The following is a 16,623-nucleotide window of genomic DNA, read 5'->3' on the forward strand; positions in this document are numbered from 1 at the left end:
TCACTCCCCTTTGGTGACGTTTGTGTCGGTGTTTGTGCTCGCATTTGCATCCATTGATATAAACGCGTCAGTTTTGTTTGTATCCTTTGGTCTTGCTACCATTTCATCTAGCTCATTTTTGATGTTTTTCACATCGATATTTGTTATCCATCTACCAGTTTCAAGTAGGAGCGGATAGACCTTGCTGTTTGTAAAGTATGGCTCGATTATTTTATTTAGCGAAGTGCCTGCCATCACGGCGACTACTGCTGAAAATGTGAGGAAAATTTTGCCACTTCCCATGACAAATCCACCAAGCCTATCTAAAAAGCCAAGTCCGCTTACTGAAACTATCTTTGATAAAAATTTGCCAACTAGCAGACAAACTAGCCAAAAAACTAGCCAAAGGCCGATGAGTGCTATATATTGTGAAAATGAAGAATTTTCAAATTTATATATATTTTTGCTTATGAAGCTCTCAGCCACATCTGAAAACCTGCTAGCAACAACTAAACCGCCGATAAGTCCGATGAGCCCAAAAGTCTCTTTTATGAGACCATTTATTATGCCCTTTACGCCCAGCATCAAGACAAGGGCGATAATGATAATGTCAAACCAAGTTACTAAATCCATCATACAGTTCCTATTAAATTTTGAAGTTCTTGCTGGCTAGTTGAGTATGCTAGCGCGTTTTCTTTTGTAATCATGCCCTCTTTTAGTGCTTTCATCAGGGCTTGAGTCTGCGTGCTCATGCCAGTTTGTTGCTGATTTAGCTGCATTTGAGAGTAAATTTGATGCACTTTGTTTTCGCGTATCAAGTTTGATATCGCCATGTTGTTTATCAAAATTTCATGTACAGCGCACCTTCCGCCGCCTATTTTTGGTATCAGACTTTGTGAGATGACGGCAGTTAGCGAAACGCTAAGCATATTTCTTACTTGAAGCTGCTCGCTTCCATCGAAGCTATCAACGATCCTATTTATAGTTTGTATAGCTGAGTTTGTGTGAAGAGTGCCAAAGACTAGGTGTCCAGTCTCAGCCGCCCCTATAGCTGTAGAGACTGTCTCTTTGTCTCTCATCTCGCCAACAAGTATGATATCTGGGTCTTCACGAAGTGCAAATTTTAGCGCCTTTGAGTAAGAGTGCGTGTCGGTGCCAACATTTCTATGTGAAAATAGGGCTTTTTTGTTGTTATGCACAAACTCGACCGGGTCTTCAACGGTGATGATGTGCTTTCTATAATTTAAATTTATCTCATTAAGCATCGCTGCAAGCGTCGTTGATTTACCACTGCCCGTTGGTCCAGTAACTAGGATAAGGCCTTTTTCTCGTTTGATGATATATTTAAAAATTTGTGGCGCATTTAGATCATCAAGCGAAGGTATATCGATAGGTATGATACGAAAAGCTGCGGCTAGATCGCCATTCATCGTGTAGTAGTAGTTACCACGAAAGCGGCCGATATTTGGAAGCTCTATGGCAAAGTCAAGCTCTTTATTGTTTTCAAGCTCGCTTTTTTGGGCGTCTGTGATAAGCGCGTAGCATAAATTTTCTATATCTTTACCGCTTAGCACGCCAAATTCAAGTGGCCTTAAAGTACCATCTATCCTTATTTGAGGCTCAGACCTTGAGACTAGGTGAAGGTCACTGGCTTTGTTAAAAACAACGGTTTTTAGAAGCGTTTGGATGTCACCAGAGAGATTGCTTTCTGATGCTTTGGCTTGAGCGTCCGAGCTTTGCGCTCTTAGTTGTTCGATTAGATCCATATTTTACTCTATGATCTTTGGCACGGCAAAAAAGTGTCCTTCGCGTGAAGGGGCGTGCTTTAAAATTTCATCGACAACGTTACTTAAATGTGGCTCATCTTCTCTTAATGGAGTGCCGCCTTTTATAGAGCTAACTACGGCCTCATCGCTGCTTAGATCAAGCTCGTTTAAAACATCGACAAAAGATACGATTTTACTTAATTGCTTCTTGATCTCTTCTCTTTTTTCATCATTAATTTGTAATGCTGAGAGTTTTTCTAGTTTATTTAAGAGAGTGTCGTCTATTTGCATTATTAAGCAACCTTTTAATTGATTTTGAGGCATTATATCACATTCAAGCTTTAATTTTGGGCTACTTTTAATTTAATTATGCTAAAATCTGCGAATTAAAATTTTTTAAAAGCAAGGAAAAACGTTGGCTATAAAAGAAGACTTAACCGAGATAAAAAAAGAGATCGACGCCCAAGAGCAGTTTCTTGAGAGTATGATCAAGGGAGAGCGTTTTTTTAGGAAATACAAAACTTTGCTGATCGTGCTATGCGTGGCAGCTATCGTCGCACTCATCGGATTTTACGCTAGTAAGGTTTTAAACGACAACAGAGTTGAGGAGGCAAATTTAGCCTATTCAAAGCTTATCTTAAACCCAAATGACGCAAACGCTCTAAATGTTTTAAAGGAGAAAGAGCCAAGCTTATATGCACTTTTTTCACTTGGACAAATGCTCGATAAAAACGATACAAAAGGCATTAGCGAGCTTGTAAATTTAAAAGTAAATCCGATCGTAAAAGATATCATTCTTTCACAAACTGGTGATGCAAATACTCAAATTTTAAGCGAATACAACGCACTTTTAAAAGGTTTTGAGCTTTTAAAACAAAATAAAATCAAAGAGGCAAATGTAGAATTTGACAAGATCGCACTTGACTCACAACTTCAAACTTTAGTTAAAAATTTAAAACACTATCAGGGAATAAAATAATGAAAAAACTTACACTATTCTTGGCCTTTGCTATGGCTTTAGTTCTAAGCGGATGCGGCACAAAAAGACAATATTTTGAGCCTGCGCAAACTTCTGGTGAGATATCTTTGTCAAAAGATCTTCCTTCTTACATCAAATCAGCAAATGCAAATGGCGCAACGCTTGATAATGGCAACATCATCACTAAAAATGGGCTAAATAAAAGCGTTACCTTGCCTGAAAATTTCAACTTCTTAAATGAAAACAACGGCTTTGTCATCTCAGCTAGCATAAATGGCGATCTAAACGTTACTGATCCTAGCGGTCACAGCGTTTATAGCGGTAAATTTCCAACTGCGATCGTAGCAGCCTCGCTTGATCAAAACCAACTTGCGGCTATCAGCGCATCAAACCACATCTATCTAATCGACATCAACACAGCTACGACACTAATGGAGTATAGCTCTTCTGACATCGCAGCGGTTGATTCAAGAGTTGTGGCACCTTACTTCATGAGCTCACTTATCGTCTATCCAGCGCTTGATGGCAAAATTTACATCGTGCAAAAAGATACTGGTAGAATTTTACGCGACGTTGTCGTAAGCTCTGAAAATTTCTTTAATAACATCATATTTTTAGGCGTTGAGGGCGATAATCTAATCGCAGCTACAGCTAAAAAACTAATCGTCATCAACCCAAGTCAGACAGTTTATTATGACGGTGAGATCAAGGACGTACTAGTTCATAACGATGAAATTTACATCTTCAAAAAAGATGGCACGATAGTAAGAACAGACCTCATGCTAAAAGAGCAAAATAAGGTAAATTTCAAATTTGCTATCTTCTCAGCGGCTACTATCATCAACAATAAGCTCTATGTCATCGAAAAAACAGGCTATGTTATAAAGACAAATTTAGACCTTAGCGGAGCTGAAATTTATGAATTTAGCGACGAGATAAAAGATAAAAGCTTCATGGGTAATGGCGCATTTTACTACGATAACGAGTATGTTAATCTAGGGCAATGAACCAGAAAATTTGGGAGCTTTTTGAAGCTAAAAAGATCTTGCTAAGGGATCTAAAAAGGCTTGATCTTAGCGAATTTACCAAGAAACGCTCGCTTGAGGCGTTTTTTGGTGTCGATACAAAAAATTTCTACGAGATCGTTTTTTTAAGAAATGCAAAGAGCAGGCTTTTACTTAAAGAAGCCGGCGAGATAAATGAAATTTGCACGAAATTTGAGGAGAAATTTCAAACCAAGATCAAAAAACGTGTGATCTTTTACAACTCTCAAATTTGCTCAAAGTCCCTAAACTACTTCAAAGAGCAAGGCTGGAGCTGTTATGATTTTGTGTGATATCGGCAACACCAACGCCTCTTTTTTGCAAAATGGCAAGATCACACACATAAAAATTAGTGAATTTAAAAACTACAAGCCAGACGAAAAGGTCTATTTTATCTGTGTAAACGAAGAAATTTTGTCCAATATAAGCGGCAACGATATGTTTGTAAATTTGGAGCCTTACATTGAGATCGACACGATATATCAAGGTCTAGGGGTAGATAGAAAAGCAGGGTGCTATATGATAAAAGATGGCGTTGTCATCGACGCTGGAAGTGCTATCACGGTTGATATCATGGCAAATTCTATCCATCTTGGTGGCTACATCTTGCCAGGCATCTCAACCATGCTAAATGCCTACAAAACGATCTCTCCACGCCTTGATGTGACGCTAAATTCGCAAATCGACATCGATGCGTTGCCGCAAAAGACGAGCGACGCTGTGAGCTATGGCATCATAAAGCCCATTATCACGCTCATCTCAAAGCTTGCTGGCGATAAGAAGGTCTATTTTACTGGCGGAGATGGTGACTTTTTATCTAAATTTTTTAAAAATGCCATTTGCGACAAGATGCTGATCTTTCGTGCCATGCAAAAAATAATCGATGAGAAAAAGGAAATTTTAGAATGATAACAGTAGCCTTGCCAAAGGGCAGGATCGCAGAAGATACACTTGAAATTTTTAGAAAGATTTTTAGCTCTAGCTTTATGTTTGAGGATAGAAAGCTTATCCTTGAAGAGGGAAATTTTAGATTTTTAATGGTTCGCAACCAAGATATACCAACATACGTCACAGAAGGCGCTGCAGATATCGGCGTGGTCGGCCTTGATGTGCTTGAAGAGCATAAGCCAAATGTGGTGAGGCTACTTGATCTGCAAATAGGCAAGTGTAAGGTCTGCATCGGCATAAAAAACGAAGATGAGCTTGATTTTTCAAGGTCTGAGCTAAGGATTGCTACTAAGATGCCAAATATCACGAGAAACTACTTTGCCAAGCTTGCCGTTGGCGTGAAGATCATCAAGCTTTATGGCTCGATCGAGCTAGCGCCACTTGTTGGGCTAAGTGACGCGATCGTCGATGTGGTCGAGACTGGCTCAACCATGAAGCAAAATGGGCTAAAAGTGACTGGTGACATCATGCAAAGTTCAGCCTATCTGATCGCAAATAAAAATAGTTTTATCATCAAAAAAGATGAAATTTTGGAGCTTTATCAAAAGATAAAAGCCGAAATTTCAAAGTGAAATTTGAAATTTCGGCTTTTAAATTTAAAGCTACTAAATTTAACCATGTAAGATATTAAATTTATATGGCTTACTTTATCTAAAATTTAAAAGCTTTGCCACTAAAATTTAAGCTAAGTAAGATAGGGCAAAAGCAGTAGCTGCCACTAAATTTACAAGTTAAATTTGAATATTTTTATTGAGTAGTGGGGCAGGTAAGCTTATGCGTTAGCATGATCAATTTTATTTCAAAACCAAATTTGATATAGGTAGAGCAAGTTTAAATTTGAAAAACAGAGCTAGCTTTACAGAGGCTGTTTAAAAAACAAAATGCTTAAATTTTAAAATCTATTTTTAAAAGACTTTGCTATTAAAATTTAGGCAAATCAAAAGTTGTATCCACAGCTAAATTTATAAGCCAAATTTGAAAGAGGGCAGATATGCTTTGCTTTGCGGTTAGGTTTCTGGGTTGCTATGATAAATTTTAAATTTTTATTTCAGACCGACTAAATTTGATATAGATAAGCTGGTTTAAATTTAAAAAAACAGAGCTAATTTTAAGAAAGCTATTTGAAAGCAAAATGTTTAAAATTTCAATGTAATTATGATATAGCTAGTTGTATCTGTGCTGGTATTTAAAAATAAAGCGCTTAATCTCCAAAACATATTAAATTTGACTCAAAAAATTTAGCCTAAATTTTCCCGCCAAACATCTCATACATCGCCTTTTCCTCGCCCCAAAGTTCGCGGTGCTTTTTGATAGATGATTTGATAGCGTTTATGAGATAGAGCACGTCCTCTTTTGTGTGTGTGTAGTGCATGCTCACCCTTACAAAACCTGGCTTTTTCTCTAAGATCTTATTCTCTTTAAGCCCAAGCAGATCAAAGGCGTAAGGCCCAGCGCACATCACGCCAGCGCGGCTTTGTATGCCGTGGTTGTTGCTAAGTGTTGCGGCAAAGTCATAAGGCGAAACGTCTCGCACATTAAATGAAAAAATAGGCAGCTTTTCTGCATTTTTAGGGCCATAAATGGTGATATCTTCGATGCTGCTAAGCTCTTTTTCAAAGAAATTTGCTAGCTCATCTTCGCGTGCTTTGATATTTTCTACTCCGACACTCGCTTGCAAGTTGTAGGCTAGACTTGCTCGCACCAGCCCCAATATAGATGGCGTTCCAGCCTCTTCAAGCTGCTCGGCATTTTTTATAAAAAGGTGCTTTGATGGCGTAGCAAGAGCGATGGTGCCACCACCTGCAAAGCTTGGTATGTCGCTTGTGTAAAGCTCTTTTTTGATCGCTAAAAGCCCACAACTCCCAACTCCGCCAAGTAGCTTGTGAGGCGAGAAAAAGGCTACGTCAAAGTATGCGGCGTCTAAAATTTCATGCGAGCTGGTCGCTGCGCAGTCAAATGCCACCACTCCGCCAAATTTCTTAACGAGCGAGTAAATTCTTTTGTAGTCGGTTTTCACGCCTGTGACGTTTGAGGCGGCGCTAAAGCAGGCGATGATCTTTCTTTTTGCGTTTAATTTTAGCGTCCTCTCAAGCATCACGTAGTCTATCTCGCCGTTTTCATCAAGTGCTATGCGCTCGCAGTCGCAAAGTCCCTCGCGAAAGCTGATCTCATTTGAGTGGTGCTCATAGGGCCCAACAAGCACGAGTGGTAAATTTACGCTTCTTAAATTTGCTTCGCCGATCAAGGCTCTTGTCGTTGGCGGCAGATAAATCCCTATTATCTCCTGAAATTTCTTTATCGCAGCCGTTGCGCCTTGACCAGTTGCTATGAGATAAAAGCTATCATCAAGCCCCAAAAGCTCCTTTAACTCAGCCCTTGCGTTTTCGTAGCATTTTTGCGTTAGCACTGCACTTGAACTGCTGTCTGAATGAGTGTTTGCGTAGGTTTTTAAAAATTTTGAAATTTCATCTTCGATAGGCGCATAGGCAAGGCCTGAGGCCGTGTAGTCAAAATAGTAAATTCCATCTTTTAAAATGATATTTTTTCTTACTTCATCTATAGTTGGCACGATTTTCCTTTTGGCTAAAAGCGCGATTATAATGAAATTTTGTATAAAGTGAGGTTACAAGTGGGCAGGGCGCCCACTCGCGTTATTTGTTTAAGAAGTTTTTTTCTAACCACTCGTTAGCTTTTGCTTCACTCTCAAATCTTTGGCTCTTAGCAACTTGGTTTGCACCCTCGTAAAAACGGATACGAATGCCGTCTTGAACGCTATCGATCTTGATTCTAGTGATCTTATCTTTGTTTAGATAAGTCCTGTCGTTTAGTTTTACATACATGTTTTTCTCCTTTTAAAAATTTGGTTTATTTTTTATCGTTTTTCTTTTCATCTTGTTTTAAAAATAGCTCTTTAAAGCGCTTATTTGCGTAGTCCTCGATGTCGTTTTGAAGCTGTTTATAAGCGTTTATGAGCTCATGAGCCCTATCATTTAGCGTGGTGCCAGCGCTATCTCCGCCGCCTTGCTTGGTCGTAAAGAGATCTTCTTTTAAATTTTTTTGCAAAATTTGTAGATGCGACCAGCATTTTTTATAGTTCATACCTAAAATTTCAGCTGCCTTTGATATCGAGCCAACCTCGGCTATAACGTCTAAAACTTCGGTTTTACCCTTGCCAAATATAAGCTCGCCCTCGTCGTTCTCTATCCAAGTCTTTGTCTTTACTCTCATCTTTTTGCCTTTCTTTTCCTTAAAACAGCCTAGCTGACAGTACTTCACGTCAAAGCCGTAGTCTCTAAGCGTCGAGCGCATGGTCTTTAGTCCGCCATTAGCTGCCGCCATCTCCCTTGCATCTTTGCAAAAAACTCTGCCCTTTTCGTCGCTCATTTCTTTTAGTTTTAGTGACAATGTAAATTTACCGCGGTCTTTATCCAAGCCACCAAACTGTCCAAGCTCGCAGTTGTCTATCTTGATGCCAAGCCTGGTTGCCTCGTCGCTCACTTCGCCAACTTCTATGCCTAGCTTATTTGCGATCTTAAAAGCCGTGCCGCAGTCAAGTTTGCCGCTTTTATTTAGCGTTTGTTTTATTAGCTCTTCTAAGTTTTTACTCATAAATTCTCTCTTCGCCGCTATAAATGTTGATATTTTCGCCCCTTGCAAAGCCGCAAAGCGTGAGCTCAAATTTACGAGCGATCACCACGCCAAGGCTAGTCGGTGCTGTCCTTGAGATAAGCGCTGGGATGCCGTGCATAACGGCCTTTGCGACCATCTCTGAACTAAGCCTGCCACTCACCATCAAAAATGAATTTGCTAAGTTAGCTCCGTCTAAAACGGCCTTGCCAACGGCTTTGTCGATCGTGTTGTGCTGAGCGATATCCTCGCCTATGTAAAATTTATCTTCGCTCACAAAAAGCTTTGCCGTATGCACGCAGCCAGTCATCTCATAAAGCTCGCACTGCGTGTAAAACTCTTTCATTTGGGCAAGGATCATATCTTTGTTAAATTTAGCTCCGCTTTTTACGGCTCTTGCCGCCATCGCCTGTGGGTCGATATTTGCCGTTGAGCTTCTGCCACAGCCACTTATTATGACCTTTTCTTCATCAAACTGCTCTAGGCGTTTTTCATTCACTTTGGCGCTTACATAGACGCTTAGCTCGTCGGTTGAGAGCCTAACTTCAGTTATGTCCTCTGGCTTTGTGATGACGTTTTCGCTGATCAAATACCCCATAGCAAGCGCCTTTTGATCCGTTGGCGTTGCCATAACGGCACCAAATTTTTTGTCATTTATGTAAATTTCAAGCTTGATCTCACGCACCAAAATATCATCAACCTGTGCTTTTTGCTCGCCTTTATATTTGATGATCTGCGTTTTATAAATCGGTTCCATCTTGCTCCTTGAAGTTTTCACAAATGATAGCCCAAAAAGCTAAATTTAATTTTGGATTGTAGTAAAAACTTGCTTAAACAAAGCAAAAGCTTAAACGTATTTTGATACGAAATAAACGTTATTGTGATTAAAATTTGATATGCAAGATAGGCATGTTTCTTAAAGTATAAAATTAGAGAAAATAACAAATTTTATAGGTGCAAAAAGCACCTATAAATTTACGCTTTTAGTTTTAGTCTGTCGCCAGCGTAGTAAGCGATCTTCCAAACAGTGGTTTGTTTTAGGTCTTTTTCGCCATAACCTCTTGCAGTAACTCTGTCATTGTAGATTTTTTCGATGACATCTGACTCGCCAACTAGTAGAGCTTTTGTAGAGCACATCGCAGCACAAACTGGCACTTTGCCCTCAGAAATTCTATCTTGTCCATATACTTCGCGCTCTTCTTCACTATTAGTTGGTAGCGGACCGCCTGCGCACATGGTGCATTTATCCATTACGCCTCTTGCACCAAAGGCACCATCTTTAGGGAATTGTGGCGCACCAAATGGGCAAGCATACAAGCAGTATCCACAGCCTATGCAGATATCTTTATCGTGAAGCACGATGCCATCAGCTCTGATGTAGAAACAATCAACTGGGCAAACAAGCGAACAAGGTGCATCTTCGCAGTGCATACATGCGATTGATGTTGAAATTTCTTTACCAGGCATACCTTCATTTAGTGTGACGACGCGGCGTCTTCTAACGCCGATAGGCAACTCATGAGCTTCATCACACGCTACCGCGCAACCGTTGCAATCAATGCATCTATCTGTGTCGCAGTAAAATTTAAGTCTATTGTTATCGTTAAATGCGCTCATATTATGCCCTTTCTATGCGGCAAAGACCGCCTTTTGTTTCTGGAATTTGAGTGTTGATATCATATCCATAGTTTGTTACGGTATTTGCACTCTCACCAACCGCAAATGGTAAAGTTCCTTCTGGGAAATTTCCAGTCATATCAACACCTTGCATATATCCAGCCCAGTGGAATGGCAAGAAGATCATATCAGGCTTGACCGATGGCACGATCCTTGCACGAACCTTGATCTTAGTGCCCTCAGGTGAATGAACCCAAACAAAATCCCAATTTTTAATGCCATGTTTAGCCGCTAGCTCTGGGTGGATGTCGGCAAACATCTCAGGCGTAATGCGTGATAGATACTTACTAGCACGCGTCTCCATACCAGCACCACTGAAATTTACAAGACGAGCTGTAATAAGGTTGATAGGGAATTCTTTTGAGAAGTCCTTGCTTTGTTGCAAGCTTTCAAATTTAGTATCAACGCGGTATTGTTTTGCTTTATCTTTAAAGCTTGGATACTTCTTGGCTAGATCTGGTCTCGGTGAGTGGATCGGCTCTCTGTGTTGAGGGATCTGATCAGCAAATGTCCAAACGATAGTTCTAGCACGTGCATTGCCATACGGAGCGATGTTTTTCTCCAAACATTTTGTTGCTATGATATTACTATCATCAGTTGACCAGCTAGCTCCGATCCTTGCTTTTTCATCATCAGTTAGTGTGATGCCTAAAATTTTCTCGATATTGTCTTTTTTGATCTCAGGATATCCGCCATTTATAGATGAACCAACTGGCGCTGAGCCTTCAGCTGCTAGCTGACTAACACCGTTGTGCTCTAAACCAAAGCGGTTTCTAAAGCCCATTCCGCCTTCGCGAACTGATTTATGTGTATCATAAAGTATTGGGCTACCTGGGTGATTTTCTGTCCAGCATGGCCATGGAAGTCCGTAGTATTCGCCTTCAACAGGAGTGCCTGGCTTGCCAAGAGATGTTACTTCATCAAATTTATCCCAGTTCTCTTGGTGGCGTTTCAAGCGCTCAGGTGTCCAGCCAGTCATACCGATAGTTTTTATAATATTTGCTATCTCGTGAGTAGCAGCTTCTGGCCACTCTATCTTACCATCAGCGTCCCTTATAGTGCGAGTTAGCTCGTCATAAAAGCCTATGCGTTTAGCTAGTTCAAATAACAATTCATGATCAGGTATGCTCTCATAAAGTGGTTTGCATACTTGGCTTCTCCATTGACCACTTCTGTTTGTAGCTACGACTGTGCCGCTAGTTTCATACTGAGTTGAAGCAGGTATGATATATACATTATCTTTTTTATTTGTTATAACGGCAGCGTCATTTACAAACGGATCTACACAAACAAGCAACTCAAGTGCATCAAGACCCTCTTGAACCTTTGCTTGTTGTGCAGTAGATGTGATACCATTTCCTATAACTACAAGAGCTTTTAGGCTATCTCCTGCATTATCGATCGCATCATTGCCATCTTTACCATTTAGCGTACCAGCCCACCAGCGTGCAAGTGAAAATCCTGGCTTAAACATCCACTCAGGCTTGATAAAATTCTTTTGCAACCACTCGAAATCAACCTTCCACATTTTTGCAAAATATTTCCAGCTTCCTTCATTTTTAGGGTAATAACCAGGTAGGTTGTCTGGTAAATTTGCCATATCAGTTGCACCTTGAACGTTATCGTGGCCTCTTAGGATGTTACATCCGCCGCCACTTACGCCCATGTTGCCAAGCACTAGTTGCAAGATCGGAGCTATACGAGTGTTTGAGCTACCTATTGTGTGCTGAGTTAGACCCATCGCCCAAACGACTGAGCCAGGGCGGTTTTTAGCATAAATTTCTGTGATCTCTTTAAGAGTTGCAGCTGGCACTCCAGTCACATCTTCAACGACTTCTGGTGTCCATTTTGCAGCCTCTTCACGAATCAGATCCATACCATAAACACGGTCATCAATAAATTTCTTATCCTCCCAGCCATTTTCAAAGATGAGATTCATCATACCATATACAAAAGGTATATCCGTTCCTGGGCGAATTTGTGCGAAATAATCAGCCTTTGCAGCTGTTCTTGTATATCTTGGATCGATTACTATTAACTTAGCGCCCTTTTCTTTTGCTTTTAAAAAGTGTCTAAAGCCAACTGGGTGATTGACCGCTGGGTTTGATCCGATTATAAAAATAGACTTCGCGTTTTGGATATCTCCAAGGTGATTTGTCATAGCTCCATAACCCCAAGTATTCGCCACACCGGCGACTGTAGAGCTGTGTCAAAGACGTGCTTGGTGATCTAGGTTGTTTGTCCCAAACATCGCAACGAATTTGCTTATATAATAGCTTTGCTCGTTGCAGTCTTTTGCTGATCCTAAAAACATTACTTGCTCTGGATTTTTCTCGCGGTAAGCTTTTAGTTTTGCACCGATCTCGTCAAGTGCTTGCGTCATAGAGATGCGTTGCCACTTGCCACCAACTTTTTTCATCGGATATTTTACACGGCAGTGTGAGCGCACCATATCGATAACGTCTGCTCCTTTACAGCAGTGACCACCAGCACTTACTGGGTGATCTTGTGCTACTTCTTGGCGCACCCAAACACCGTTTTCTACCTCTGCTAACACTCCGCATCCTACAGAGCAAACTGTGCAGACAGTTTTTACTATTTTTGAGTCTGGAAATGGGTTTGCCATCTCTTGAGCTGTTGCTTCTCTTGTGACATTGCTTGCTGCAAAGCCGGCCGCTCCACTAGCGCCCGCTAATGCAGCCATTTTTAAAAACGATCTACGGCCGATGTTGTTTGGCGTAGCGTTTAATATAGCTTCAGACATTTTCATCCTTTCTTAAATTTCTATCAAATTTTATTTTGCTTGTTTGTAGTAAAGTTCCCAGTATTTGCTTCTTTTGTAAAGCACTTCGGTCTTTTTACTCTTTCCTGATTTTAAATTTTCATCAGCATTTGCTGCTACAGCACCGCTTGCTGCTACAGCGCCAACTAGACCGACTTTTTTTAGAAATTCGCGTCTATTTTGCATATGTACCCTCCGTTCTTAGTTTTCTTATCCTGTTTTTTTCTCTTCTTATGCTTTCAGATCTTGAAAGACCATCGCTCTTTTTGTGGTCTATCTTGACTGGTTTTGGTGAGTTTAGTGCCACGCGCTCAAACGCGATAAATTCGTTTAGCAAAACGGCCACATCCTTGTAAATTTCGCTATTTTTATGCTCATATAAATTCTCTATAAACTCATCAATGTTTGGATTTATAATATTTTTAAAAAGCTCCTCTTCGCACTCGTCAAATTTACCGATAAACTCGTTCATAAGCGTAAAGACAAAGCCCACGTTATCTTCATTCTCTTTAAATTTACTCTCATCTCTTCTGATGTTTGTCTTAGCTAAAATTTTACGCACATTAGCGCAAGCATGACCCACTTCATATCCTTCATCGTAAAAAGAGAGCGAGTTTCGAAGCGGACTTGGCGGAGTGTGAAAAATGTCATCAAATTCGGTGATCAAATTCTCTGGATTTTTTTCATTAAATTTACTTTTTATATTAGTAGCGGCTTGCGACACTTCATCGTTTAAGCTATATTCTTCAATGAGATCAAGCATTTTACTAAGGCCATCAAATCTCTTTTCATCTTCACTAAATACGAAGAATTTAGAGAAAGTAGCGTAGTAAAGTTTTCTGCCAGCTGCAAATTCCTCTTTTGTGCTCACCTTTTTCCTTAAATAGTTTTTTAATGACACTGAAACTATACAATTAATTGCCTTATTAATGTGGCTTAAAATAAAATAAATTAGAAAAGTTAAAAAAAGCTTAAATATGCCTTATGTGCATATTTAAAAACGCCATTTTTAGGAGGTTATAAAAAATATGATTTTTTAGCATGATTATTAAAATTTAGCTCTTTTTTGATATCCATTTTTAAATTTGGACTAAATTTAAAGAGTGGGAGTAAATTTTACTCCAAAGCTAGCATCGAGCCATCTTCAAATTCTAAAAATACTCTCTCGCCGATCTTTGTAATTTCATCATCATGGCTAAAAATTTTGATCAAAAAGTCGCCAACTTTGACCTTCAAAAGCTTTTCATCGCCCATGTAGAGCGAGGCCGAGTGCAAAATCCCTGAAATTTGACCCTCACCACCTGTTTTAGAAATTTTTATCTTGCTTGGGTTGATCGTGATCTTGCTTTTGCCTTTAAAATTTGAAGGTAAATTTAGCTTCGCATCATCGCCAAAGCTTAGCACGCCATCCTCTATCTCAAATATATTTTTGTATTCAAACTCGCAGACCCTGCCTTTGTGCAAAAACACGCACTCGTTTGCTAGCATGCTAAGCCATTTTTCGTCGTGACTTGCGATCACAAAGCCGCAGCCATATTTCTCGTGCATCAAATTTATAGCCTTGCTAAATAGCTTTGAAGTAGCGATATCAACGCTGTTTGTCGGCTCATCAAGCAGATAAAATGGCGCTCTTAAAGAAAGTGCCAAAGCAAATGCGATGCGCTGCGTTTGTCCAGAGCTTAGCTCAAAGTGGCGCTTGTCTAAAAATTTCTCATCAAGTCCCACAAGTGCCAGAGCTTCGCTGGTTCGCTCCTCAAATTCGCTTAGCAAATTTCTACTTTTTAAGATGACTTTGAAATTTTCTCTAACACTTCTTTTTAAAAGGGCAGGCTCAGGTAGTAAAACGCAAATTTTACGTAGCATTTCAAGGCTTGGTTTATTTTCTCCCCAGAGTGAAATTTCCCCACCATTTGGGCTTTGCAAGCGTGAGAGCACTCGTATTAGCGTGCTTTTGCCACTGCCGTTGCTGCCCATTAGAGCGGTTATCTTTTTTGTGTTTATATCAAGGCTTGGGATATTTAGGATCTCGCTTTTGCCGTAGTTTAGGTGTAAATTTCTTATCTTTATCAAAATTTGCTCCTATTTGTCTAGTTTTCTTAATGCAAAGATCGCTAAATTTACTAAAAATGCGATAAATATCAAAACCATCGCGAGCGCTATACCCATGGCAAATTCGCCCTTGTTTGTTTCAAGCGAAACGGCTGTGGTGATCGTTCTAGTAAAATACTTGATGTTGCCGCCTATCATCATCGCAACGCCCACTTCAGCCACGATCCTGCCGTAGGCTGTGGCGATAACTACCATGAGAGCGTAGCGCAGCTCGTAAAGCACACAGCAAACTAGCTTTGCTGGCGCAAGGCGTAAATTTAGGATAGTTAGATAGTGCTTTCTATCCATATTTTCAACCACGCTTGCAGTAAGCGAGATGATGATAGGAAGGGCAAGCACAAACTGGCCTAGCATGACCGCTTTTAGCGTAAATAGTAAATTTAGGCTGCCAAGAGGGCCGTTTCTAGTGATAAATGCGTATAAAATAAGACCAATGGCAACCGTTGGCATGGCTAGAGCTGTGTCACTTAAAAGGCGTAAAATTTTGCGGCCCCTAAAGTCATAAAATCCAAGTATAAAACCAAGCGGAAAGCCTACAACAACAGCAAAAAGTATCGACACGCTTGATGTGTAAAGGGTAGCCTTGATGGCTGAATATGTTTCAAGATTGCCGTTTAAAAGTAGATTAAAGGCTTCTACAAAGCCATTAAGTAAAAAATCCAATTATTCTTTCCTAGCATATTTCTTAAGATTATTTTAAATGTGCTATAATATCACAATTTTTTTTAAAGGAGAAAAATGAAAAAGATTATTTTAGGCTCACTAGCAGCCGCAGTTTTGGCGTTTGGCGCTGATAATGAACTAATCATGGCGACTACAACAAGTACAGACAACACTGGTTTGCTTGATGCGATCTATCCAGCTTATAAAGCAAAAACAGGTGTTGATATAAAATGGACAGCTGTTGGTACAGGTGCAGCTCTAAAGCTTGGCGAAGACTGCAACGCTGACATACTTTTCGTTCACTCACCAAAAGTTGAGAAAGAATTTGTAGAAAAAGGCTTTGGCTTAAAAAGAAATGCCGTAATGTACAATGACTTTGTCGTTATCGCTGATAAATCAATCGCTGATAAATTTAAAGGTAAAGATATCAAACAAAGCTTTGAGCTTATCAAAAAAGATGGTATCAAATTCTTCTCACGTGGCGACAAATCAGGCACAGATAATAAAGAAAAAGGCATCTGGAAAAAGATCGCTGGCGAAGTCCCTGAAAAAGATAGCTGGTATATGCAAACAGGTCAAGGCATGCTAGCTACGATAAATGCTGCTGCTGAGCAAAAAGGCGTTACATTTACTGACCGCGGTACTTACATTAAATATGAAGCAAACCAAAAAGGTCATCCTGAGATGGTCATCATCAATGAGGGCGACAACGACCTTAAAAATTTCTACTCTCTAATCGCAGTAAATCCAAAACACTGCCCTAAAACCGACATCGAAAATGCAGAGAAATTTATAAAATGGGCAACAAGCGAAGAGGGTCAGAAATTTATAGGCGACTTCAAACTTCTTGATAAGCCACTTTTCACTCCAGACGCAAACACACGCAAAAACTAATTCAAAGGGCGAGCAATCGCCCATCTTTTTATAAATTTTCATATTTTTTAAATTTATTTTTAATCACTTAAGCTAAAAAAACCAGATTCAAAATAAGACAAAAACGGCAAAAAGCTCCGTAAATTCAGCGTCAAAGTAATATGCAAAATTTGCATA

At 39.9% G+C, this 16,623-nt stretch carries 19 protein-coding genes; 6 read left to right on the forward strand and 13 right to left on the reverse strand.

Going from position 1 to position 16,623, the window contains the following annotated elements; genetic code table 11:
• The 3 genes from CYP26_RS08200 to gatC are packed head-to-tail and all read right to left on the reverse strand — an operon-like array spanning window position 1 to window position 2,036.
• The gene (locus tag CYP26_RS08200; protein WP_258031462.1) at window positions 1–615 is read right to left on the reverse strand and encodes a CvpA family protein; all 615 of its coding nucleotides are present in this window, start codon (window positions 613–615) and stop codon (window positions 1–3) included.
• Window positions 612–1,745, reverse strand: coding sequence for a type IV pilus twitching motility protein PilT (locus CYP26_RS08205; RefSeq protein ID WP_103631041.1), 1,134 nt, complete (start codon window positions 1,743–1,745; stop codon window positions 612–614). The genes CYP26_RS08200 and CYP26_RS08205 overlap by 4 nt, the downstream gene beginning before the upstream one ends.
• A gap of 3 nt (window positions 1,746–1,748) precedes the next feature.
• A complete protein-coding gene (gene gatC / locus CYP26_RS08210) occupies window positions 1,749–2,036 on the reverse strand; it encodes an Asp-tRNA(Asn)/Glu-tRNA(Gln) amidotransferase subunit GatC (protein WP_103631042.1) in 288 nt (95 codons plus the stop codon).
• 124 nt (window positions 2,037–2,160) lie between these two features.
• Here gatC and CYP26_RS08215 point away from each other — a divergent pair, with 124 nt between their 5' ends.
• From CYP26_RS08215 to hisG, 5 genes are read left to right on the forward strand one after another with little or no spacing between them, the layout of a single operon-like run.
• The gene (locus CYP26_RS08215) at window positions 2,161–2,724 is read left to right on the forward strand and encodes a hypothetical protein (protein ID WP_103631043.1); all 564 of its coding nucleotides are present in this window, start codon (window positions 2,161–2,163) and stop codon (window positions 2,722–2,724) included.
• On the forward strand, window positions 2,724–3,731 hold the full coding sequence (locus CYP26_RS08220) for an L-seryl-tRNA selenium transferase (protein WP_103631044.1): 1,008 nt from the start codon (window positions 2,724–2,726) through the stop codon (window positions 3,729–3,731). Before CYP26_RS08215 ends, CYP26_RS08220 begins: the two co-directional genes overlap by 1 nt.
• Window positions 3,728–4,060 (forward strand): hypothetical protein, encoded by a 333-nt coding sequence (locus CYP26_RS08225; protein WP_103631045.1) that lies wholly within the window; start codon window positions 3,728–3,730, stop codon window positions 4,058–4,060. Before CYP26_RS08220 ends, CYP26_RS08225 begins: the two co-directional genes overlap by 4 nt.
• The gene (locus CYP26_RS08230) at window positions 4,047–4,676 is read left to right on the forward strand and encodes a type III pantothenate kinase (RefSeq protein ID WP_103631046.1); all 630 of its coding nucleotides are present in this window, start codon (window positions 4,047–4,049) and stop codon (window positions 4,674–4,676) included. The genes CYP26_RS08225 and CYP26_RS08230 overlap by 14 nt, the downstream gene beginning before the upstream one ends.
• Window positions 4,673–5,287, forward strand: a complete 615-nt coding sequence (hisG, locus tag CYP26_RS08235) for an ATP phosphoribosyltransferase (protein WP_103631047.1) — start codon at window positions 4,673–4,675, stop codon at window positions 5,285–5,287. Before CYP26_RS08230 ends, hisG begins: the two co-directional genes overlap by 4 nt.
• Before the next feature lie 671 nt (window positions 5,288–5,958).
• Here the strand turns inward: hisG and CYP26_RS08240 are convergent.
• The 10 genes from CYP26_RS08240 to tupB all read right to left on the reverse strand — a co-directional run bounded on the left by CYP26_RS08240 (window position 5,959) and on the right by tupB (window position 15,573).
• Entirely contained in the window at window positions 5,959–7,284 is a 1,326-nt protein-coding gene (locus CYP26_RS08240; RefSeq protein WP_103631048.1) for an aminotransferase class V-fold PLP-dependent enzyme, read from the reverse strand.
• A gap of 82 nt (window positions 7,285–7,366) precedes the next feature.
• Window positions 7,367–7,555: a hypothetical protein gene (locus CYP26_RS08245; RefSeq protein ID WP_002941192.1), complete on the reverse strand. Its 189-nt coding sequence runs from the start codon at window positions 7,553–7,555 to the stop codon at window positions 7,367–7,369.
• A 25-nt stretch (window positions 7,556–7,580) separates the two neighbouring features.
• Window positions 7,581–8,324, reverse strand: coding sequence for a winged helix-turn-helix domain-containing protein (locus CYP26_RS08250; RefSeq protein WP_103631049.1), 744 nt, complete (start codon window positions 8,322–8,324; stop codon window positions 7,581–7,583).
• Window positions 8,317–9,099, reverse strand: a complete 783-nt coding sequence (gene fdhD, locus CYP26_RS08255) for a formate dehydrogenase accessory sulfurtransferase FdhD (RefSeq protein ID WP_103631050.1) — start codon at window positions 9,097–9,099, stop codon at window positions 8,317–8,319. The genes CYP26_RS08250 and fdhD overlap by 8 nt, the downstream gene beginning before the upstream one ends.
• 218 nt (window positions 9,100–9,317) lie before the next feature.
• A complete protein-coding gene (gene fdh3B / locus CYP26_RS08260; RefSeq protein WP_103570688.1) occupies window positions 9,318–9,959 on the reverse strand; it encodes a formate dehydrogenase FDH3 subunit beta in 642 nt (213 codons plus the stop codon).
• 1 nt (window position 9,960) lies between these two features.
• Window positions 9,961–12,783 (reverse strand): formate dehydrogenase subunit alpha, encoded by a 2,823-nt coding sequence (locus tag CYP26_RS08265; RefSeq protein ID WP_103631051.1) that lies wholly within the window; start codon window positions 12,781–12,783, stop codon window positions 9,961–9,963.
• Between the two features lie 30 nt (window positions 12,784–12,813).
• The gene (locus CYP26_RS08270) at window positions 12,814–12,987 is read right to left on the reverse strand and encodes a twin-arginine translocation signal domain-containing protein (protein WP_103570690.1); all 174 of its coding nucleotides are present in this window, start codon (window positions 12,985–12,987) and stop codon (window positions 12,814–12,816) included.
• Window positions 12,977–13,672 (reverse strand): TorD/DmsD family molecular chaperone, encoded by a 696-nt coding sequence (locus tag CYP26_RS08275; RefSeq protein ID WP_103631052.1) that lies wholly within the window; start codon window positions 13,670–13,672, stop codon window positions 12,977–12,979. The genes CYP26_RS08270 and CYP26_RS08275 overlap by 11 nt, the downstream gene beginning before the upstream one ends.
• 245 nt (window positions 13,673–13,917) lie before the next feature.
• On the reverse strand, window positions 13,918–14,871 hold the full coding sequence (tupC, locus tag CYP26_RS08280) for a tungstate ABC transporter ATP-binding protein TupC (RefSeq protein WP_103631053.1): 954 nt from the start codon (window positions 14,869–14,871) through the stop codon (window positions 13,918–13,920).
• A 9-nt stretch (window positions 14,872–14,880) separates the two neighbouring features.
• Window positions 14,881–15,573, reverse strand: a complete 693-nt coding sequence (gene tupB / locus CYP26_RS08285) for a tungstate ABC transporter permease TupB (RefSeq protein WP_103631054.1) — start codon at window positions 15,571–15,573, stop codon at window positions 14,881–14,883.
• 75 nt (window positions 15,574–15,648) lie between these two features.
• On the opposite strand from tupB, the gene tupA reads away from it, so the two are divergent.
• Window positions 15,649–16,467: a tungstate ABC transporter substrate-binding protein TupA gene (tupA, locus tag CYP26_RS08290; protein WP_002941321.1), complete on the forward strand. Its 819-nt coding sequence runs from the start codon at window positions 15,649–15,651 to the stop codon at window positions 16,465–16,467.
• Window positions 16,468–16,623: the final 156 nt, after the last annotated feature.

This window comes from Campylobacter concisus, from assembly GCF_002913225.1.
GTDB classification, from domain to species: domain Bacteria; phylum Campylobacterota; class Campylobacteria; order Campylobacterales; family Campylobacteraceae; genus Campylobacter_A; species Campylobacter_A concisus_J.

What these genes read in the sequence shown, in the direction of transcription:
- CYP26_RS08230 (WP_103631046.1), top strand. Translation starts at nt 4,047, where the DNA reads ATGATTTTGTGTGATATCGGCAACACCAACGCCTCTTTTTTGCAAAAT.
- CYP26_RS08270 (WP_103570690.1), bottom strand. Translation starts at nt 12,987, where the DNA reads ATGCAAAATAGACGCGAATTTCTAAAAAAAGTCGGTCTAGTTGGCGCT.
- fdh3B (WP_103570688.1), bottom strand. Translation starts at nt 9,959, where the DNA reads ATGAGCGCATTTAACGATAACAATAGACTTAAATTTTACTGCGACACA.
- CYP26_RS08245 (WP_002941192.1), bottom strand. Translation starts at nt 7,555, where the DNA reads ATGTATGTAAAACTAAACGACAGGACTTATCTAAACAAAGATAAGATC.
- fdhD (WP_103631050.1), bottom strand. Translation starts at nt 9,099, where the DNA reads ATGGAACCGATTTATAAAACGCAGATCATCAAATATAAAGGCGAGCAA.
- CYP26_RS08250 (WP_103631049.1), bottom strand. Translation starts at nt 8,324, where the DNA reads ATGAGTAAAAACTTAGAAGAGCTAATAAAACAAACGCTAAATAAAAGC.
- CYP26_RS08225 (WP_103631045.1), top strand. Translation starts at nt 3,728, where the DNA reads ATGAACCAGAAAATTTGGGAGCTTTTTGAAGCTAAAAAGATCTTGCTA.
- hisG (WP_103631047.1), top strand. Translation starts at nt 4,673, where the DNA reads ATGATAACAGTAGCCTTGCCAAAGGGCAGGATCGCAGAAGATACACTT.
- CYP26_RS08205 (WP_103631041.1), bottom strand. Translation starts at nt 1,745, where the DNA reads ATGGATCTAATCGAACAACTAAGAGCGCAAAGCTCGGACGCTCAAGCC.
- CYP26_RS08200 (WP_258031462.1), bottom strand. Translation starts at nt 615, where the DNA reads ATGATGGATTTAGTAACTTGGTTTGACATTATCATTATCGCCCTTGTC.
- CYP26_RS08220 (WP_103631044.1), top strand. Translation starts at nt 2,724, where the DNA reads ATGAAAAAACTTACACTATTCTTGGCCTTTGCTATGGCTTTAGTTCTA.
- gatC (WP_103631042.1), bottom strand. Translation starts at nt 2,036, where the DNA reads ATGCAAATAGACGACACTCTCTTAAATAAACTAGAAAAACTCTCAGCA.
- tupA (WP_002941321.1), top strand. Translation starts at nt 15,649, where the DNA reads ATGAAAAAGATTATTTTAGGCTCACTAGCAGCCGCAGTTTTGGCGTTT.